Source organism: Pseudomonas sp. GM55, from assembly GCF_000282395.1.
GTDB lineage: Bacteria > Pseudomonadota > Gammaproteobacteria > Pseudomonadales > Pseudomonadaceae > Aquipseudomonas > Aquipseudomonas fluorescens_CC.
The window spans coordinates 186,394-204,652 of sequence record NZ_AKJJ01000047.1; the positions used below are offsets into that span (position 1 = coordinate 186,394).

Genomic DNA, 18,259 nt, shown 5'->3' on the forward strand with positions numbered 1-18,259 from the left:
ATCAACCGTGAGCGTGAACAACCCTCTTTTGCAGTCCTACGACCTGCCACCGTTCTCCGCCATCCGCGCCGAACACGTACAACCGGCCATTGAACAGATCCTGGCTGACAACCGCGCTGCCATCGTCGAGATCCTCAAGACTCAGGTCAAGCAGCCAACGTGGGCCGGCCTGGTGCTGGCGATGGACGAGCTCAACGACCGCCTGGGCGCCGCCTGGAGTCCGGTCAGTCACCTCAACGCCGTGTGCAACAGCGCCGAGCTGCGTGAAGCCTACGAGTCGTGCCTGCCGGCCTTGAGCGCCTATTCCACCGAACTGGGCCAGAACCGCGAACTGTTCCAGGCCTTCGAAGCTCTGGCCAGCAGCCCGGAGGCCGCCGGTTTCGACGTGGCGCAGAAAACTATCCTGGAACACTCCCTGCGTGACTTCCGTCTGTCGGGTATCGACCTGCCGGAAGCCGAACAGAAGCGTTACGCCGAAGTGCAGAGCAAGCTGTCCGAGCTGGGCAGCCGTTTCTCCAACCAGTTGCTCGATGCCACTCAGGCGTGGACCAAGCACATCACCGATGAAGCCGCCCTCGCCGGCCTGACCGATTCGGCCAGGGCGCAAATGGCCGCCGCGGCACAGGCCAAGGATCTGGAAGGCTGGCTGATCACCCTGGAATTCCCGAGCTATTACGCGGTGATGACCTACGCCCAGGACCGCGCACTGCGTGAAGAAGTCTACGCGGCTTACTGCACCCGAGCGTCGGACCAGGGACCGAATGCCGGTCAGAACGACAACGGCCCGGTCATGGAAGAAATCCTCGACCTGCGTCAGGAGCTGGCCAAGCTGTTGGGTTTCAGCAGTTTCTCCGAGCTGAGCCTGGCGACCAAAATGGCCGAATCCAGCGATCAGGTGCTGAGCTTCCTGCGTGACCTGGCCAAGCGCAGCAAACCGTTCGCCGCCCAGGATCTGGAACAGCTCAAGGCTTACGCTGCCGAGCAAGGTTGCCCTGACCTGCAGAGCTGGGACAGCGGTTTTTACGGCGAAAAACTCCGCGAGCAACGTTACAGCGTGGCCCAGGAGGCCCTGCGCGCCTACTTCCCGATCGACAAGGTACTCAGCGGCCTGTTCGCCATCGTGCAGCGCCTGTACGGCATCGAGATTGCCGAGCTCAAAGGCTTCGACACCTGGCACCCGGATGTCCGCCTGTTTGAAATCAAGGAAAACGGCCAGCACGTCGGCCGCTTCTTCTTCGACCTCTACGCTCGCGCCAACAAGCGTGGCGGGGCCTGGATGGATGGCGCCCGCGATCGTCGCCGCACGGCTAGGGGCGTATTGCAGAGCCCGGTGGCGAACCTGGTGTGCAACTTCACCCCCGCAGACAGCGGTAAGCCGGCGCTGCTGACCCACGATGAAGTCACTACCCTGTTCCATGAATTCGGTCACGGCCTGCATCACCTGCTGACCCGCGTCGAGCATGCTGGTGTGTCCGGCATCAACGGCGTGGCCTGGGATGCCGTCGAACTGCCAAGTCAGTTCATGGAAAACTGGTGCTGGGAGCCGGAAGGCCTGGCGCTGATTTCCGGTCATTACGAAACGGGCGAACCACTGCCTCAGGACCTGCTCGGGAAAATGCTCGCGGCGAAAAACTTCCAGTCCGGACTGATGATGGTCCGCCAACTGGAGTTCTCGCTGTTCGACTTCGAACTGCACGCCACTCACGGCGATGGCCGCGGCGTGCTGCAAGTACTCGAAGGCGTACGCGACGAGGTCTCGGTGATGCGTCCGCCGGCCTACAACCGCTTCCCCAACAGCTTTGCGCACATCTTCGCCGGCGGTTATGCCGCGGGTTACTACAGCTACAAATGGGCAGAAGTGCTGTCGGCCGATGCCTTCTCGAAATTTGAAGAAGAAGGCGTGCTCAACGCCGACACCGGTCGCGCCTTCCGTGAAGCGATCCTGGCACGCGGTGGATCCCAGGAGCCGATGGTGCTGTTCGTCGACTTCCGTGGCCGTGAGCCATCGATTGACGCACTCTTGCGCCACAGCGGCCTGAGTGAGGACGCAGCAGCATGAGTGAGGGACCTGTGATTACGAAAAAACGCTTTATCGCCGGGGCGGTCTGCCCGGCATGCAGCGAGCCGGACAAATTGATGATGTGGAATGAAGACCAGGTCCCGCACCGTGAGTGCGTGGCCTGCGGTTACTCCGACACACTCAATGAGCAAGGGCTGTCGGTGCCCAAGGAGTTAGGTACGCGGGTTAATACCAGCGCACTCAAACCAGCCGACACCAAGGTTCAGGCGGTTCAGTTCTTCCCGAATCCGAAGCTGAAGAAAAAGCCCGACGAACAGCACTGAGTGAAAGCAGCCCCCGTTGCGCGATGCAACGGGGGCTTTTTTATTCGATATGAGCGGACTTGAACCAGCTCTTCATTGAGCACGCGGCGAACGGGCTGGTGCTGCAATCGCCGTTGGCCAGTGCCGTGCGCAGTTTGTCGACATCGGCCTGCATCATGTAGCGGATGCCGTCCTTGAAGTGGGTGCTGTCGCCAAAGCCGCCCTGGGTCATTTCGTTCAGGGCCTCCTCCTTGGTCCAGCCCTGGATGACAACCCGGTACATGGCCGCCATCAGGCCAGTACGGTCGGAGCCGTGTTTGCAATGCATCAGCACCGGGCCTTTGGCTTCGGCAGACTTGATGGCGCGCAAGGCCTTGAGCACGTCGGCGTCATCCACATGGTTGGTGCGATAAGGCAGCTGTACTTGCGTGATGCCTGGCGTGGATAACCAACTGGAGTCCGCTTCAGGCAGGAAGTTGATCACCGTGCCGACTTTGAGTTTCTCCAGAAGCGGCACCGCACCCTTGTCCGGCAAGGCGCTGCGGTAGAGCGTCGGCGACATCTGGAAGAGGTTGTATTGCTTCTCGACCGATTGAGCCCACTCAGCTGGACGAGCCGACATATTATCGTCGGCAAGTGCCGGTGTCAGGTTAACGAGTGCAACCAGCGAGAGGCATATCGCAGATAAAAATCGTGGTAAAGGCATGCTTGAGTGACCGTTCAGAAAGGGACGGAAAGATAGTGGCAAGGATCAGGCATGCACGGTCAAAGGCCTGTGAGTGGACCGTCAAAGAATCGTGAAGCCGCGACCTGGATTACATTTCAGTTTGATAAACGCTTTGAGCGGATCGCTCAGTGCAGCTCCATAGTCAAACACCTCAACACCTACTCGAAGCTCGGGTAGCTCAGCGGGGAGACGACAAGGACACGCCATACCCGGAGGAGCAATTATTTGTTGTTGATAAAAGGCAAGCGCAAGATCCAGGCTTTAAAGTGTTACCTTGTCCTTTATATAAAATGTCACGGAGAGAGCTCCCGAAAGGATATTGGCGCGCGGCTCAATTGTTGTGTTTGGATACTTTGCTGATCTAATTGACTTGATAGTTATATGTATGTCTTTCAACGAATTTTCGATGCATTCGGCAATTACACTATTCAGTAATCAGAAAGTCAGGTCTCATGGATTGACGATACTGGCATAGGCCTTGGCCAGCGCCTGTAAATTGGCTTTGTCGGCAGCGCCGATGGTCTCGTCTACGTCGACATCCTTGCCAACGGCCTTGATACTGAACGAGTTACCACCGTCTGTGGAAACAGCAGTGTAAAATTCCGAGCCTACCAAACTTTCAATTTGAACTTCATCTTCAGCGTCCCAACTGAGCTCCTTTCGAGCCAGTTGCAGTGAAACCAGTGTGTTTGGCTCCGAAGGACCCGGTTACATAAGTTGAAGAAAGATGCCGCGCCGATTAAAGACGACATTCATAAATCCTTTTATTTGTTTGGAGGAGTGGGGTTTTATTCGGTGGGTTAAATATACTGGTAGGTATTAAATCCAGCCACTGACTATATGTTTCCTTAGTTTTCTTTTCATTTGTTGAACAAGTAAACTCATGAGGCCCTGTCATCAGATGAAGGGCTGAGCGGTACTGGTCGATACGCAGTGAGTTGTGTACTGTATGGATATACAGATACAGGAATCCGTCGATGGTTAGCTCTCTGCCCCCACGTGGTCGCGGCACCGCAACCAACCCGCACAACCGCTTTGCCCCCAGCCATTCGGTGGCCGAAGACGACGGCTGGTACCAGGAAGTACCGCTCACCCAGGGCACCGAGGTGCGCATCGAAACGGCGAAAACCATCATCACCCGCAATAGCTCGCCGGACTTGCCGTTCGATCGTTCGATCAATCCCTATCGCGGCTGCGAGCATGGTTGTATCTATTGCTACGCAAGGCCAAGCCACGCCTATTGGGACATGTCGCCAGGGCTGGATTTCGAAACCAGGCTGATCGCCAAGACCAACGCCGCACAGGTGCTGGAAGAACAACTGTCCCGGCGTGGATATCAATGTGCGCCGATCAACCTGGGCTCCAACACCGACCCGTATCAGCCGATCGAGCGTGAATACAGGATCACCCGGCAAACCCTCGAAGTACTCCTGCGTTACCGGCACCCGGTGACCATCGTCACCAAGGGCTCGCTGATTCTTCGCGACCTTGACCTGCTGACCGAGCTTGCCAGCCAAAGACTGGTGGCGGTAATGATCAGCCTGACCACCTTGGACGACGAACTCAAACGCATCCTCGAACCCCGCGCCGCAGCGCCCAAGGCCCGGTTGCGGGCGATCAGGGTCATGCGCGATGCAGGCATTCCGGTGGGGGTACTGTGTTCGCCGATGATTCCGATGATCAACGACAGCGAACTCGAAAGCCTGCTCGCCGAGGCCCACGACGCCGGGGCGCAGAGCGCCGCTTACATGATGCTGCGCCTGCCGCTTGAAGTGGCGCCCCTGTTCGAGGAGTGGCTGGCCGCCCACTACCCTCAACGGGCGGCGCACGTCCTGAGCCTGATTCGCCAGAGCCGTGGTGGCGAGCTTTATGACAGCCGCTTTGGTGCGCGGATGCGCGGTGAAGGCCCGTTTGCGGACTTGTTGGCGCAGCGCTTTGCCAAAGCGATCAAGCGGCTGGGACTCAATCACCGGGAGGGGTTCAATCTGGACTGCGACGCCTTTTGTCCGCCGGGTCGCCAAATGTCGTTGATTTGAGGACAATTGGCCTAAGGTTGAGTACTGAAGAGCGTGCTCACGCATAACGCTGGTCACGTTTTTTGTGACCTGGAACACACGTTCTAGAGCGGTTGATTCAGTTTGAATTAAGATTTTGCCGCTACCTTGTTCACCGAGTGACTGATGGGTCGAGATGTTTGGCCTGGATGTTTTTTAACCAGCCACTGGCTTCACACGGAACCACACGGGATGACTCCCTGACTCCGCCAATGAGGATGAATCATGAGTGACAAGGATAAACAGCCGTTGGCTTCAGCCCAACCCGAGGCCGAAACCGCCGATGCAGCATTGCAGCATATCGTTGACGGCTTTTTGCATTTTCATCATGAGGTCTTTCCCCAGCAGGAAGAGCTCTTCAAGAAACTCGCCACGGCCCAGCGGCCACGAGCGATGTTCATTGCCTGCGCCGATTCGCGCATCGTTCCCGAGTTGATTACCCAGAGCTCCCCAGGCGACCTGTTCGTGACCCGCAATGTCGGTAACGTCGTACCGCCTTACGGGCAAATGAACGGTGGTGTTTCCACGGCCATCGAGTACGCCGTACTGGCTCTGGGGGTGCATCACATCATCATTTGCGGGCATTCCGACTGTGGCGCCATGCGTGCGGTGCTCAACCCGGACAGTCTGGAAAAAATGCCCACGGTCAAAGCCTGGTTGCGTCATGCCGAAGTGGCCAAAACCATGGTGCAGGAGAACTGCAACTGCGCTAACGAAAGCGAAAGCATGCACGTCCTCACCGAAGAGAATGTGATCGCCCAATTGCAGCATCTGCGCACCCATCCGTCGGTGGCCTCGCGCATGGCCAACGGTCAGCTGTTTATCCACGGCTGGGTCTACAACATCGAAACCAGCGAAATCAAAGCGTACGACGCCGATCAAGGTTGTTTCCTGCCGCTCAATGGCAGCCTGCCAATTCCCGTGGCGACGCCCAAAGCGCGCTTCTAAATCCTCCTAAATCGTTGTGTGGTTTTGCCGAGGCTGCCGTTCGGGCAGCCTGGCTTTGCCATGCCTGAAGAAAACTTCGGGAGACTCAGCATGCGTGCTGCTCGACTCAAAGCTGTTCTGCCGCGGGAGCTGCTGGCTTCGGTGGTTGTGTTCCTGGTCGCCCTGCCCCTATGCATGGGCATCGCGATTGCCTCGGGGCTGCCGCCGGCCAAGGGGCTGATCACCGGCATCATCGGTGGTCTGGTCGTTGGCTGGTTGGCCGGCTCGCCGCTACAGGTCAGCGGCCCGGCGGCGGGCCTGGCCGTTCTGGTATTCGAACTGGTCCGCCAACACGGCATCGCCATGCTCGGGCCCATTTTGTTGCTGGCGGGTTTGCTGCAATTGGTGGCCGGTCGCTTGAAACTGGGATGCTGGTTTCGGGTGACGGCGCCTGCGGTGGTGTACGGCATGCTGGCCGGGATTGGCGTGCTGATTGTCCTGTCTCAGGTGCATGTGATGCTGGATGCCGTGCCCAAGCCCTCGGGCCTGGACAACCTGGCAGCCTTCCCGGCGGCGCTGGCTCAGGCGTTGCCCACGTTTGGCTGGCAAGCCGGTTTGCTTGGTTTGTCGACGATTGCTGTCATGTGGCTGTGGGAAAAATACCGTCCGCGATCCCTGCGCTTCATTCCTGGCGCGCTACTCGGCGTCGTTCTGGTCACGCTTGCCAGCCTGGTGTTGGCATTGCAGGTCAAACGGGTTGAGGTGCCGGCCAACCTGACGGAAGCCATCGACTGGCTGAAACCGGCGGATCTGCTCAACCTGGCGGATCCAACCTTGCTGATCGCCGCGTTTGCCGTGGCTTTCATCGCCAGCGCCGAAACCTTGCTCTCGGCCGCGGCGGTTGACCGCATGCACAGCGGCCAGCGCGCGGATTTCGACCGGGAATTGTCGGCACAAGGTGTCGGCAACATGTTGTGTGGCCTGCTTGGCGCGTTGCCAATGACCGGCGTCATCGTGCGCAGTTCGGCGAATGTACAGGCCGGAGCATCCACGCGGTTTTCGACCATTTTCCACGGCCTGTGGCTGCTGGCGTTCGTGCTGTTGTTGTCCGGCGTGCTGCAAAGCATTCCGGTGGCAAGCCTGGCGGGCGTGCTGGTGTACACCGGCTTCAAACTGGTGGATCTCAAGGTCTTTCGTGGTTTGGGCCGGTATGGTCGGGCGCCGATGTTCACTTACGCGGCAACTGCGCTCGCCATCGTTTTCACGGACCTGCTGACTGGCGTATTGATTGGCTTCGGCCTGACGCTGTTAAAACTGGCACTGAAAGCCTCTCGCTTGAAAATCAGCCTGATCGACCTGCCCCGGGAAGGGGAAATGGAATTGCGTCTGGTGGGCGCGGCGACCTTCCTCAAAGTGCCGGCGCTGACTCAAGTTCTGGGTAGTATTGCGCCGGGCACGACAGTGCATGTACCGCTCAACAATTTGAGCTACATCGATCACTCGTGCCTGGAACTGCTGGAGGAATGGGGGCGGGCGAATGCGGCCAAGGGGTCGAAGCTGTTGATTGAATCGCGGGGATTGAAGCGAAGGTTGGAGGGACGGGTGCGGACGAATACCGGCATAGGTGCAGTTGGCTGAGGTTCCTGTGCAGGAGCGAGCAAGCTCGCTCCTGCATTTACCGATGGATCAAGCCGCCGGCTGATCCAGTTCCAGACTTACGCCCAAACGGCGGGACATGCACGGCCAGCGTTTCCACGCGGCGCCGGTGTCCGGGCTGTTGAGCTTCTCACGGTAGGCTTCGACCGATTCCAGCGCGAAGCTTTCGTCGTTGAGCATCTCGTCCACGGCGTGATGCACCGCCTCGTCCAGTTGGTTGGCAAATTCCTCACCGATCAATTGGTGAGCAATCAAGTTGGCGACAGTCATGTCCAGGGGGATCAGTGGCTGGCCGAAATGCTTGATGTACAGGTCGTTGACCTCTTCGACAAACCGGTGCGCCAGATAGGCTTCATCCAGCAGGCTGTCGAGCCCGACATGACCGGCCATGATGGCTGGCGGCTGGAGGAAGTACTGCTCGGCGATTATCAGCACCGGCTTGATCTGTGACTCAATGCCCGCTTCCCTGGCGACGTCATTGGCTGCGTCCAGCAGATCAGGAACTTCATTGATGTAAGCGGCGACAAAACGCGTCAGCACGCCATTGGCGTCCGCTTCCGGCAACTGGATCGCCGGGTGTAGATGAGGCAGTTTGCTTTCCAGCTGACGCGTCAGCAGGCCGGTCTCGGCTTCGTGTTGTTGGGCTTTTTGGATCTGCTCGCGCAATGCGGCGGTGTTCATGAAAACTCCAGGAAACAAGGCAATGAAATAGGGAAGACATAACTTAGCTGGCTTACGAAAAATGCTAAGACGCATTTGTCATAATTATTTCATCCTTGAGACAGACCCGTTATATCGATTGGCCACCACTCGTCTGCATCCTTCTCCATTCGTGCCCTGCAAAGCAAGTTAATGCTGTTTCAGATGATTTACGCCTTCGCATTGCGAGGTCAGAGGTGCTGTCTATACTCGGGGTGGAATGGAGTTAGCTGATGACGCCCGACTGCATGTGCAGCAAGGCCCGGCGATTCAAGTTCGTAGTCTGATGCAGCCGCTCCCTTGCCGCAGGTGAAAGCCGGCGGGATAACAAGAACGATAAGGGGAACCCGCAATGATGCGACATCCACATGTCTGGATGGGCCTCCTGTTGTGGTCGATTTTCAGTCAGGCGCAAGCGGCCTGGACTGTGAATATGGCGCCTGGAGCGACTGAAATCAGTCACGCAGTATTCGACCTGCACATGACCATTTTCTGGATCTGTGTGGTGATCGGCATCATCGTTTTTGGTGCCATGTTCTGGTCGATGATTCTCCACCGCCGCTCAACCGGGCAGGTGGCCGCCAAATTTCATGAAAGCACCACCGTTGAAATCCTCTGGACCATCGTGCCCTTCCTGATCCTGGTGGCCATGGCGATTCCCGCTACCGCAACCCTGATCAGGATGTACGACGCCAGTGAGCCGGAAATCGATATCCAGATCACCGGCTACCAGTGGAAGTGGCACTACAAGTACCTGGGCCAGGACGTCGAGTTCTTCAGCAACCTGACCACCCCCCAAGATCAAATCCACAACAAGGAAGCCAAGAGCGAGCACTATTTGCTCGAAGTCGACAAGCCATTGGTGCTGCCGGTCGGCACCAAGGTGCGCTTCCTGGTGACCTCCGCCGACGTGATCCACTCCTGGTGGGTGCCGGCTTTCGCGGTCAAGCGCGATGCGATTCCCGGGTTCGTCAATGAAGCATGGACCCGCATCGACAAGCCCGGCATCTACCGTGGCCAGTGCGCCGAGTTGTGCGGCAAGGATCACGGCTTCATGCCGACCGTGGTCGAGGTCAAGGAAAAGGCCGATTACGAAAAATGGCTGGCCGATCGCAAGGTCGAGGTCGCGCAGCTCAAAGAGCTGACCAGCAAGGAATGGACGCTCGACGAACTCAAGGATCGCGGCGACAAGGTCTATCACACCACCTGCGTGGCCTGTCACCAGGCCGAAGGTCAGGGCCTGCCGCCGATGTTCCCGGCACTCAAGGGCTCGAAAATCGCCACCGGGCCGAAAGAGGCTCACCTGAGCCTGGTCTTCCATGGCAAGCCCGGCACCGCGATGGCGGCGTTCGGCAAGCAACTCTCGGAAGTCGATATCGCGGCAGTCGTGACCTATGAACGTAATGCCTGGGGCAACAACAAGGGCGACATGGTCACGCCTAAAGAAGTGCTGGAGCTGAAACAGGCGGAAAGCAAATGACCCGGTCTATTGCGCACCTACGGAACCGGTCGGGGCTACGCACCCCGGCTTGCCCAGCCCATCTGTTTGCAGGAGACAGGACATGACTGCTGTAATCGATGAACATGTTCATACCGCCACCGACCACGCCCACGGCCCCGCCAAGGGCCTGATGCGTTGGGTGCTGACCACCAACCACAAGGACATTGGCACGCTGTACCTGTGGTTTGCGTTCTCCATGTTCTTGCTGGGCGGTTCGTTCGCGATGGTGATTCGCGCCGAACTGTTCCAGCCGGGGCTGCAAATCGTCCAGCCGGAATTCTTCAACCAGATGACCACCATGCACGGCCTGGTGATGGTCTTCGGTGCGGTAATGCCGGCCTTCGTCGGCCTCGCCAACTGGATGATCCCGCTGATGATCGGTGCGCCGGACATGGCCCTGCCGCGGATGAACAACTTCAGCTTCTGGCTGTTGCCGGCAGCGTTCCTGCTGCTGGTCTCGACCCTGTTCACCGCCGGTGGCGGGCCGAACTTCGGCTGGACCTTCTATGCGCCGCTGTCGACGACTTACGCGCCGGAAAGCGTGACCTTCTTCATCTTCGCCATCCACTTGATGGGGATCAGTTCGATCATGGGCGCAATCAACGTGATCGCGACCATCCTCAACCTGCGCGCCCCCGGCATGACGCTGATGAAAATGCCGTTGTTTGTCTGGACCTGGTTGATCACCGCGTTCCTGTTGATCGCGGTGATGCCGGTACTGGCGGGCTGCGTGACCATGATGCTGATGGACATCCACTTCGGCACCAGCTTCTTCAGTGCCGCCGGTGGCGGAGACCCGGTGTTGTTCCAGCATGTGTTCTGGTTCTTCGGTCACCCCGAGGTGTACATCATGATCCTGCCGGCGTTCGGCGCCGTCAGCTCGATCATTCCGGCCTTTTCGCGCAAGCCATTGTTCGGCTACACGTCGATGGTCTACGCCACGGCGAGTATCGCGTTCCTGTCGTTCATCGTGTGGGCGCACCACATGTTCGTGGTCGGCATTCCGCTGGTGGGCGAACTGTTCTTCATGTACGCCACACTGCTGATTGCGGTGCCCACCGGAGTCAAGGTGTTCAACTGGGCCAGCACCATGTGGCAAGGCTCGCTGACCTTCGAGACGCCCATGCTGTTCGCCGTGGCGTTCGTGATCCTGTTCTCCATCGGCGGATTCTCCGGGTTGATGCTGGCCATCGCCCCGGCAGACTTCCAGTACCAGGACACCTACTTTGTAGTCGCGCACTTCCACTATGTGCTGGTGCCGGGGGCGATCTTCGGGATCTTCGCCTCGGCCTATTACTGGATGCCGAAATGGACCGGCCACATGTACGACGAAACCCTCGGCAAGCTGCATTTCTGGCTGTCGTTCATCGGCATGAACATGGCCTTCTTCCCGATGCACTTCGTGGGACTGGCGGGCATGCCGCGGCGAATCCCGGACTACAACCTGCAGTTCGCCGACTTCAACATGGTGTCGTCGATCGGCGCATTCATGTTCGGCGCTACGCAGATCTTCTTCCTGTTCATCGTGATCAAGACCATTCGCGGCGGCCCCCAGGCACCGGCCAAACCGTGGGATGGGGCTGAAGGCCTGGAGTGGAGCATCCCGTCGCCAGCGCCGTATCACACCTTCACTACGCCGCCGGAAGTGAAATGAACAACGCCCCTGTAGGAGCCGGCTTGCTGGCGATGAATTCCATGCGGTGTGCCAGACACACCGCCATCGCTGGCAAGCCAGCTCCTACAGGGTTATGCGTAGAGGCTGGAAATCATGGCTGACTCGATTTCGCTGAAGAAACTGGTCACTCGGCTATTGCTTGTGGTGGCGGCGATGTTTGTCTTCGGCTTTGCCCTGGTGCCGATCTACGACGTGATGTGCAAGGCCTTCGGCATCAACGGCAAGACTGCCGGGCAATACGAGGGTGAGCAAACGGTCGACACTTCGCGGCAGGTGCGTGTGCAGTTTCTGTCGACCAATACTGCCGATATGCCCTGGGACTTCTATCCCAAGGGCGATGAACTGGTGGCCAATCCGGGGGCGGTGAACGAAATGATCTTCATCGCCCACAACCCCACCGACAAGCCGATGAGTGCCCAGGCCGTGCCGAGCATCGCGCCCAGTACTGCGGCGGCATACTTCCACAAGACCGAATGCTTCTGCTTTACCCAGCAAGTGCTGCAGCCCGGTCAACGGATCGAGATGCCGGTACGTTTCATCGTTGACCGTGACATGCCCAAGGATGTGAAGCACCTGACGCTGTCTTACACGCTGTTCGATATCACCGCCCGACATCCACCGGTAGCTGTAAACACTGGCGGCTGAGCGTGCCCGATAAGGAGAACAATAAATGGCAACTCATGAACACTATTACGTTCCCGCCCAGAGCAAATGGCCGATCATCGCCACGTTCGGCCTGGTCACTACTGTGTACGGCCTGGCCACCTGGTTCAACGATCTGAAAGCGGCGCGCCCGGAATCCCACGGGCCGCTGATCTTCTTCGTTGGTGGATTGCTGCTGGCCTACATGCTGTTCGGCTGGTTCGGTACGGTGATCAAGGAAAGTCGCGGTGGTTTATACAGCCCGCAAATGGATCGCTCGTTCCGCTGGGGCATGAGCTGGTTCATTTTTTCGGAGGTGATGTTCTTCATCGCCTTTTTTGGCGCGCTGTTTTATGTGCGCAACATTTCCGGGCCGGCGCTCGGCGGTGAAGGCGCCAAAGGCATCGCGCACATGCTGTGGCCGAACTTCCAGTTCACTTGGCCGCTGCTGGATAACCCCGATTCGAAACTGTTTCCGCCGCCCAAGGAGGTCATCAGCCCCTGGGGCCTGCCGCTGCTCAACACTGTGTTGCTGGTGAGCTCCAGCGTGACCGTGACCATCGCCCACCATGCCTTGAAAAAGGGTCATCGCGGCGCACTGAAACTATGGTTGGCGCTCACCGTGTTGCTGGGCTGCGCGTTCCTCACCTTCCAGGCCGAAGAGTACATGCACGCCTACCACGAGCTGGGTCTGACCCTGGGTTCGGGCATCTACGGCGCAACCTTCTTCATGCTCACCGGGTTCCACGGCGCCCACGTGACCATCGGCACCATCATCCTGTTCGTGATGCTGATGCGGATCATGCGCGGGCACTTCGACAGCGAGCACCAGTTCGGCTTCGAAGCGGCGAGCTGGTACTGGCACTTCGTGGATGTGGTGTGGATCGGGCTGTTCGTTTTCGTCTATGTGCTGTAGAGCAGCTTGCAGGAGCGAGCTTGCTACAGCTACCAGGGGACATGGGACACCAACTGGCCGCTGAAAAAGCCCCAGGCAATCAAGCCAAGGGTAAGGGCGGCCAGGGTCACACGAACACTCAAGGCAATGACGAGGCGGTTTGAGCGGCTGTCGTCCTTGACCAGAAAAAACAGGCCGCTGAACAGGCTGACAATCGTGGCAATCAGCATCAGGACGATGGCTGCTTTGAGCATGTTGGGACTCCGGGGGGACAAGCGATGCATTTAAGTATAGCTATCGCGATGACCGACTTTCTGGCGATGCCATGAAGCGCTTTCGGCCGGGTATCGTGCCGACGCTGGTGGTCGCGCTGTTGCTGCCGCTACTGGTGTCCCTGGGGTTCTGGCAATTGAGCCGGGGCGCGGAGAAAAGCGCGCTGCTGCAAACCTACGCCGAGCGCCGGGTCGCCGAGCCGATGGCCAGCAGCGAATTGCAGTACACCACTGACCCTGCCTTTCGCCGGGTTCGCCTGCACGGCCAGTTCGATGCCGAACACAGCCTGCTGCTGGACAACAGTCAACGCAACGGCAAGGTAGGCGTTGAGCTGTTGCAACCGTTTCACGATCAGGCCACCGGGCTTTGGCTGCTGGTCAATCGCGGCTGGTTGCCATGGCCGGAGCGCCGCACACCACCTCAATTCAAGACACCCACCGAAGCGGTAAGCCTCGATGCGTGGGTCTACGTCCCCCCCGGTGCGACGTTCCAATTGCACGCAGATCCCACAACGTTGACATGGCCGAAACTGATTACGGCCGTTGAGCCAACCAGGCTCTGGACTGCACTGAACCGCGAAGGTTTTGCCTACGAACTACGCGCCGAAACCGGTCTCGCTACCTATCAGGCCGACTGGCCGGTGGTCGCCACGGGGCCGGAAAAACACATCGCTTATGCCGTGCAGTGGTTCGCCATGGCGATTGCTCTATTCGGTCTTTATCTCTATCTCGGCTGGCACAACGCAAAGGAGAAACACCATGGGAGCGGCCATGAATCCACCCAGCATGTCTGAGGCGAAACCGTCGGTGAACCGGCGCAAGGGCCGCTTGCAACTGCTGCTGATCCTGCTCGGGGTGATCGGTCCGATGATCCTCGCCACCGGCATGTACAAGTTGAATTTTTGGGTGCCCGAGGGTCGCAGTTATCACGGCGAACTGATCGGCAATGGCCAGACCCGTGCCGATATCGGCGTGCCGGCCCAGGAAGATCGTTGGCAGATGCTGGTGACGGCGCCCAAGGATTGCGCAGTGGACTGCCAGCAGTTGGTGTACCTGGCGCGACAGATCCAGATCGGTCTTGGTCGCGATGCGTCCCGCGCGAGCCATGCATTGGCCGCGGCGCAGACGTTGAACAGCGATTACGAGACTAAACTTCAACGCGAGTACCCGCAGTTGCAACGCTATTCACTGGACTTGCCGACCTACACGAAAGGCGCTCAAGGCAATGACACGCCGCACCTGTGGATCATCGACCCTCACGGCAATCTGGTGCTGCGCTACGACCCGTCGGTGATGGGCAAGGACCTGCTGAACGATCTGCGTCACCTGCTGAAACTGTCGAACATCGGATAAGGGCATCGTCATGGCCAAGCCTGGATTTCGCCTCGCGTTGTTTGCCACCTTGCTGGCACTGATTGTGGTGTTGCTCGGCGCCTACACCCGCCTGACCCACGCCGGCCTTGGCTGCCCGGACTGGCCTGGCTGCTACGGCTTCATCAGCGTGCCGAAAAGCGAAGCCCAGCTGGCCCATGCCGAATTGCATTTCCCTGATGCTCCGGTCGAGGCCCACAAGGGCTGGAACGAGATGATCCACCGCTACTTCGCCGGCACACTGGGGATGTTGATCGCGGTACTGGCCGGTCGCGCGTGGGTGCATCGCCGCCATCCGGGGCAACCGGTGAAGTTGCCGTTGTTTTTGTTGGCGGTGGTGGTTGGCCAGGCCGCTTTCGGCATGTGGACAGTAACGCTCAAGCTCTGGCCGCAGGTGGTCACCGGGCATTTGCTTGGCGGCTTCGCGACCCTGAGCTTGCTGTTTCTGCTGACCTTGCGCCTGTCCGGCGTACTGCCAGCGCTGACCGTGCCACGACGCTTGCAGTACTGGGCGACGGCGGGGCTGTTGCTGGTGATCGGGCAAATCGCCCTCGGCGGCTGGGTCAGCTCCAATTACGCCGCCGTGGCCTGCATCGACTTTCCGACGTGTCACGGCCAGTGGTTGCCACCGGCCGACTTCGCCAACGGCTTTCACCTGACTCAGCACATCGGCCCGAATTATCTCGGCGGACAACTGGACAGCGACGCGCGTACGGCCATCCACCTGACCCATCGCATCGGTGCGTTGCTGGTCACCCTGGTATTGCTAGGTCTGGCCTGGCAATTGAAGGTGGTTGGCATGACACGCCTGGCGGGCCTGGTGCTGATCGCGCTGGTTGCACAAATCACCCTGGGCATCAGCAACGTGCTGTTCCATCTGCCGCTGCCGGTGGCAGTCGCGCATAACGCGGGCGGCGCGGCGCTGTTGCTGACCATGGTGCTGGTCAATTACCACGCCCGAACCAGTCTGGTCCGGGTCAAGCAGCCAGCGCGCTGGCACTTTAGCCCGCGTAAACACTCAGCCGGGCCCATAACAACAAAAGGAGAGACGCCATGGCGGTTCTGATCGGCGAACGTCCCAGTCAGGCGATCTGGCGTGACTACCTGGAACTGACCAAACCCAAAGTCGTGGTGCTGATGCTCATCACTTCACTGGTGGGAATGTTCCTCGCGACCCGTGCCGGGGTGCCGTGGACGGTGCTGATTTTCGGCAACCTGGGCATCGCCCTGTGTGCCGGGGGCGCGGCGGCGGTCAATCATGTGGTGGACCGGCGCATCGACGCGATCATGGCACGCACCCACAAGCGGCCTCTGGCCGAAGGCCGGGTTTCGCCGAGCGCCGCACTAACGTTCGCGCTGGTATTGGCGGCGCTCGGGCAAGCCATGCTGCTGGCGTTTACCAACCCGCTGACCGCGTGGCTGACCCTGGCCTCGCTGCTCGGTTATGCGGTGGTCTACACCGGATTCCTCAAGCGTGCGACCCCGCAGAACATCGTCATCGGTGGCCTAGCGGGTGCCGCACCGCCGTTGCTCGGCTGGACCGCTGCCACCGGTCACGTCAGCGCCGAGCCGCTGCTGCTGGTGCTGATCATCTTCGCCTGGACCCCGCCGCACTTCTGGGCGCTGGCGATCCATCGCAAGGAGGAGTACGCCAAGGCCGACATCCCGATGCTGCCGGTCACCCATGGCGAGCACTACACCAAGATTCATATCCTGCTTTATACCTTCGCGCTGCTCGCGGTCAGCCTGATGCCCTACGTGATCCATATGAGCGGCACGCTCTACCTGGTGTGTGCGCTCGGGCTGGGTGCGCGGTTTCTGCAATGGGCCGTGGTGCTGTACCGTGGCACTCGGCCGCACGCGGCGATCAACACGTTCAAGTACTCTATCTACTACTTGTTCCTGCTGTTCATCGCCCTGCTCGTAGACCACTACTTACTGTTGACCCTATGACTCGAACTCAGAAAACCGTCTTCATACTCGTCGCCCTGATCGCACTGATCCTGGGCCTGACCGTCAACAAGGTGCTGTCCGGGAAAAACCAGGGCGATCCGACGGCGCTGATCGACGCCGGCATCATTTTGCTGCCGCAGAGCCGTAATCTGCCGGACGTGACGATGACCAATCAGGACGGCCAGCCGGTCACGATCAGTGAATTGAAGGGCAAGTGGAGCCTGCTGTTCTTCGGCTACACCTTCTGCCCGGACATCTGCCCGACTACCCTCGCCCAACTGCGACAGATCAAGAGCGAATTGCCACCCGAGGCGGTGGATAAACTGCAAATCGTGCTGGTCAGCATTGACCCCAATCGCGATACGCCCAAGCAGCTCAAGCAGTACCTGGGCTACTTCGACCCGCAGTTCGTCGGCCTGACCCCGGCGTCGACCGAAGAGCTGCAAAAGATCGCCAATGCGGTGAGCATTCCGTACATTCCGGCGGACACCAGCAAGCCGAATTACACCGTCGACCACAGTGGCAACCTCGCGGTGATCGGGCCGGACGGCACCCAGCGCGGCTTCATCCGCGCGCCGTTGAACAATGCGAAGCTAGTGGCGCAGTTGCCGGTGATGCTCAAGCGCGACTAAGCGCCACGTAACCCTGTAGGAGCCGGCTTGCCGGCGATGGCGATCTTTCGGACGCCATCGCCGGCAAGCCGGCTCCTACAAGGGACACAATCCGCACAAAAAAGGGGCGCATTCAATGCGCCCCTTTTTCGTTTACGTCAGATGATCAGAACGCCGGCACCACCGCGCCTTTGTACTTCTCGAGAATGAAGGCCTTCACTTCCGGGCTGTGCAGGGCAGCCACCAGTTTCTTCATCGCTTCGCTGTCCTTGTCGTCCGGACGAGCCACCAGGATGTTCACGTACGGCGAGTCGCTGCCTTCGATCACCAGTGCATCCTTGGCCGGATCGAGCTTGGCCTCCAGCGCGTAGTTGGTGTTGATCAGCGCCAGGTCGACCTGGGTCAGCACGCGCGGGATGGTCGCGGCTTCCAGTTCACGGATTTTCAGGTCCTTGGTGTTCTCGGTGATGTCCTTCACGGTCGACAGGATGTTGTTCGAATCCTTCAACTTGATCACGCCGGCCTTGGCCAGCAGCAACAGCGCACGGCCGCCGTTGGTGGCGTCGTTCGGGATGACCACATTGGCGCCGCCGGGCAGTTCAGCGAGGGTCTTGTACTTGCTGGAGTAAGCGCCCAGGGGTTCCAGGTGCACGCCGGCAACCGACACCAGGTTGGTGCCCTTGGCCTTGTTGAACTCATCGAGGTACGGCTGGTGCTGGAAGAAGTTGGCGTCCAGGCGTTTTTCCGCGACCTGTACGTTCGGCTGGATGTAGTCGGTGAAGACCTTGACCTTCAGGTCCACGCCTTCCTTGGCCAGCGCCGGTTTAACGAACTCGAGGATTTCCGCGTGCGGGACCGGGGTCGCCGCGACCGTCAGGGTGTCGGCGGCGTGGGCGGAAAAGGCTGCAACGGCAGCGAACGCGACGAGTAGTTTTTTCATTCAGCTAACTCCAT

Annotated in this window: 18 protein-coding genes and 1 pseudogene; 14 read left to right on the forward strand and 5 right to left on the reverse strand. The window is 59.3% G+C overall.

The window, feature by feature from the left end; genetic code table 11:
* The first annotated feature begins 7 nt into the window (after positions 1 to 7).
* Together prlC and PMI31_RS12715 are read left to right on the forward strand one after the other, a co-directional pair.
* Positions 8 to 2,059, forward strand: a complete 2,052-nt coding sequence (gene prlC, locus PMI31_RS12710) for an oligopeptidase A (RefSeq protein ID WP_008018423.1) — start codon at positions 8 to 10, stop codon at positions 2,057 to 2,059.
* Positions 2,056 to 2,343 (forward strand): YheV family putative zinc ribbon protein, encoded by a 288-nt coding sequence (locus PMI31_RS12715; protein WP_008018424.1) that lies wholly within the window; start codon positions 2,056 to 2,058, stop codon positions 2,341 to 2,343. Before prlC ends, PMI31_RS12715 begins: the two co-directional genes overlap by 4 nt.
* A gap of 40 nt (positions 2,344 to 2,383) precedes the next feature.
* On the opposite strand, the gene PMI31_RS12720 is transcribed toward PMI31_RS12715, so the two are convergent.
* Both PMI31_RS12720 and PMI31_RS31325 read right to left on the reverse strand, forming a co-directional pair.
* Positions 2,384 to 3,028 carry a dual specificity protein phosphatase family protein gene (locus tag PMI31_RS12720; protein WP_043302357.1) on the reverse strand — a complete coding sequence of 215 codons (645 nt, stop codon included), beginning with the start codon at positions 3,026 to 3,028 and terminating at the stop codon, positions 2,384 to 2,386.
* 471 nt (positions 3,029 to 3,499) lie between these two features.
* A pseudogene (locus PMI31_RS31325) lies at positions 3,500 to 3,805 on the reverse strand (hypothetical protein).
* A gap of 221 nt (positions 3,806 to 4,026) precedes the next feature.
* On the opposite strand from PMI31_RS31325, the gene PMI31_RS12730 reads away from it, so the two are divergent.
* The 3 genes from PMI31_RS12730 (at position 4,027) to PMI31_RS12740 (ending at position 7,668) form a co-directional block, all read left to right on the forward strand.
* Positions 4,027 to 5,085, forward strand: a complete 1,059-nt coding sequence (locus PMI31_RS12730; RefSeq protein ID WP_008018427.1) for a PA0069 family radical SAM protein — start codon at positions 4,027 to 4,029, stop codon at positions 5,083 to 5,085.
* Between the two features lie 243 nt (positions 5,086 to 5,328).
* Entirely contained in the window at positions 5,329 to 6,051 is a 723-nt protein-coding gene (locus PMI31_RS12735; protein ID WP_008018428.1) for a carbonic anhydrase, read from the forward strand.
* A gap of 90 nt (positions 6,052 to 6,141) precedes the next feature.
* Complete coding sequence (locus tag PMI31_RS12740) at positions 6,142 to 7,668, forward strand: SulP family inorganic anion transporter (protein WP_008018429.1); 1,527 nt, start codon at positions 6,142 to 6,144, stop codon at positions 7,666 to 7,668.
* 48 nt (positions 7,669 to 7,716) lie between these two features.
* On the opposite strand, the gene PMI31_RS12745 is transcribed toward PMI31_RS12740, so the two are convergent.
* Positions 7,717 to 8,367, reverse strand: coding sequence for a hypothetical protein (locus tag PMI31_RS12745; RefSeq protein ID WP_008018430.1), 651 nt, complete (start codon positions 8,365 to 8,367; stop codon positions 7,717 to 7,719).
* A gap of 370 nt (positions 8,368 to 8,737) precedes the next feature.
* Here PMI31_RS12745 and coxB point away from each other — a divergent pair, with 370 nt between their 5' ends.
* The 4 genes from coxB to PMI31_RS12765 all read left to right on the forward strand — a co-directional run bounded on the left by coxB (position 8,738) and on the right by PMI31_RS12765 (position 13,119).
* On the forward strand, positions 8,738 to 9,865 hold the full coding sequence (gene coxB, locus PMI31_RS12750; protein ID WP_008018431.1) for a cytochrome c oxidase subunit II: 1,128 nt from the start codon (positions 8,738 to 8,740) through the stop codon (positions 9,863 to 9,865).
* An 82-nt stretch (positions 9,866 to 9,947) separates the two neighbouring features.
* Positions 9,948 to 11,540, forward strand: coding sequence for a cytochrome c oxidase subunit I (gene ctaD, locus PMI31_RS12755; RefSeq protein ID WP_008018432.1), 1,593 nt, complete (start codon positions 9,948 to 9,950; stop codon positions 11,538 to 11,540).
* 114 nt (positions 11,541 to 11,654) lie between these two features.
* The gene (locus PMI31_RS12760) at positions 11,655 to 12,206 is read left to right on the forward strand and encodes a cytochrome c oxidase assembly protein (protein WP_008018433.1); all 552 of its coding nucleotides are present in this window, start codon (positions 11,655 to 11,657) and stop codon (positions 12,204 to 12,206) included.
* Between the two features lie 25 nt (positions 12,207 to 12,231).
* Positions 12,232 to 13,119: a cytochrome c oxidase subunit 3 gene (locus tag PMI31_RS12765; RefSeq protein WP_008018434.1), complete on the forward strand. Its 888-nt coding sequence runs from the start codon at positions 12,232 to 12,234 to the stop codon at positions 13,117 to 13,119.
* A 29-nt stretch (positions 13,120 to 13,148) separates the two neighbouring features.
* Here PMI31_RS12765 and PMI31_RS12770 read toward each other — a convergent pair whose 3' ends face one another.
* On the reverse strand, positions 13,149 to 13,352 hold the full coding sequence (locus PMI31_RS12770; RefSeq protein WP_008018435.1) for a twin transmembrane helix small protein: 204 nt from the start codon (positions 13,350 to 13,352) through the stop codon (positions 13,149 to 13,151).
* A gap of 71 nt (positions 13,353 to 13,423) precedes the next feature.
* Here PMI31_RS12770 and PMI31_RS12775 point away from each other — a divergent pair, with 71 nt between their 5' ends.
* Genes PMI31_RS12775 through PMI31_RS12795 form a run of 5 tightly spaced genes read left to right on the forward strand, consistent with a single transcriptional unit; the run spans position 13,424 to position 17,326 of the window.
* The gene (locus PMI31_RS12775) at positions 13,424 to 14,164 is read left to right on the forward strand and encodes an SURF1 family protein (protein ID WP_008018436.1); all 741 of its coding nucleotides are present in this window, start codon (positions 13,424 to 13,426) and stop codon (positions 14,162 to 14,164) included.
* Complete coding sequence (locus tag PMI31_RS12780; protein WP_008018437.1) at positions 14,130 to 14,723, forward strand: hypothetical protein; 594 nt, start codon at positions 14,130 to 14,132, stop codon at positions 14,721 to 14,723. The genes PMI31_RS12775 and PMI31_RS12780 overlap by 35 nt, the downstream gene beginning before the upstream one ends.
* Before the next feature lie 10 nt (positions 14,724 to 14,733).
* Positions 14,734 to 15,807, forward strand: coding sequence for a COX15/CtaA family protein (locus tag PMI31_RS12785; protein WP_008018438.1), 1,074 nt, complete (start codon positions 14,734 to 14,736; stop codon positions 15,805 to 15,807).
* Complete coding sequence (gene cyoE, locus PMI31_RS12790; protein WP_008018440.1) at positions 15,795 to 16,694, forward strand: heme o synthase; 900 nt, start codon at positions 15,795 to 15,797, stop codon at positions 16,692 to 16,694. The genes PMI31_RS12785 and cyoE overlap by 13 nt, the downstream gene beginning before the upstream one ends.
* A complete protein-coding gene (locus PMI31_RS12795) occupies positions 16,691 to 17,326 on the forward strand; it encodes an SCO family protein (protein WP_008018441.1) in 636 nt (211 codons plus the stop codon). Before cyoE ends, PMI31_RS12795 begins: the two co-directional genes overlap by 4 nt.
* Before the next feature lie 145 nt (positions 17,327 to 17,471).
* Here PMI31_RS12795 and PMI31_RS12800 read toward each other — a convergent pair whose 3' ends face one another.
* The gene (locus PMI31_RS12800) at positions 17,472 to 18,245 is read right to left on the reverse strand and encodes a MetQ/NlpA family ABC transporter substrate-binding protein (RefSeq protein ID WP_008018442.1); all 774 of its coding nucleotides are present in this window, start codon (positions 18,243 to 18,245) and stop codon (positions 17,472 to 17,474) included.
* Positions 18,246 to 18,259: the final 14 nt, after the last annotated feature.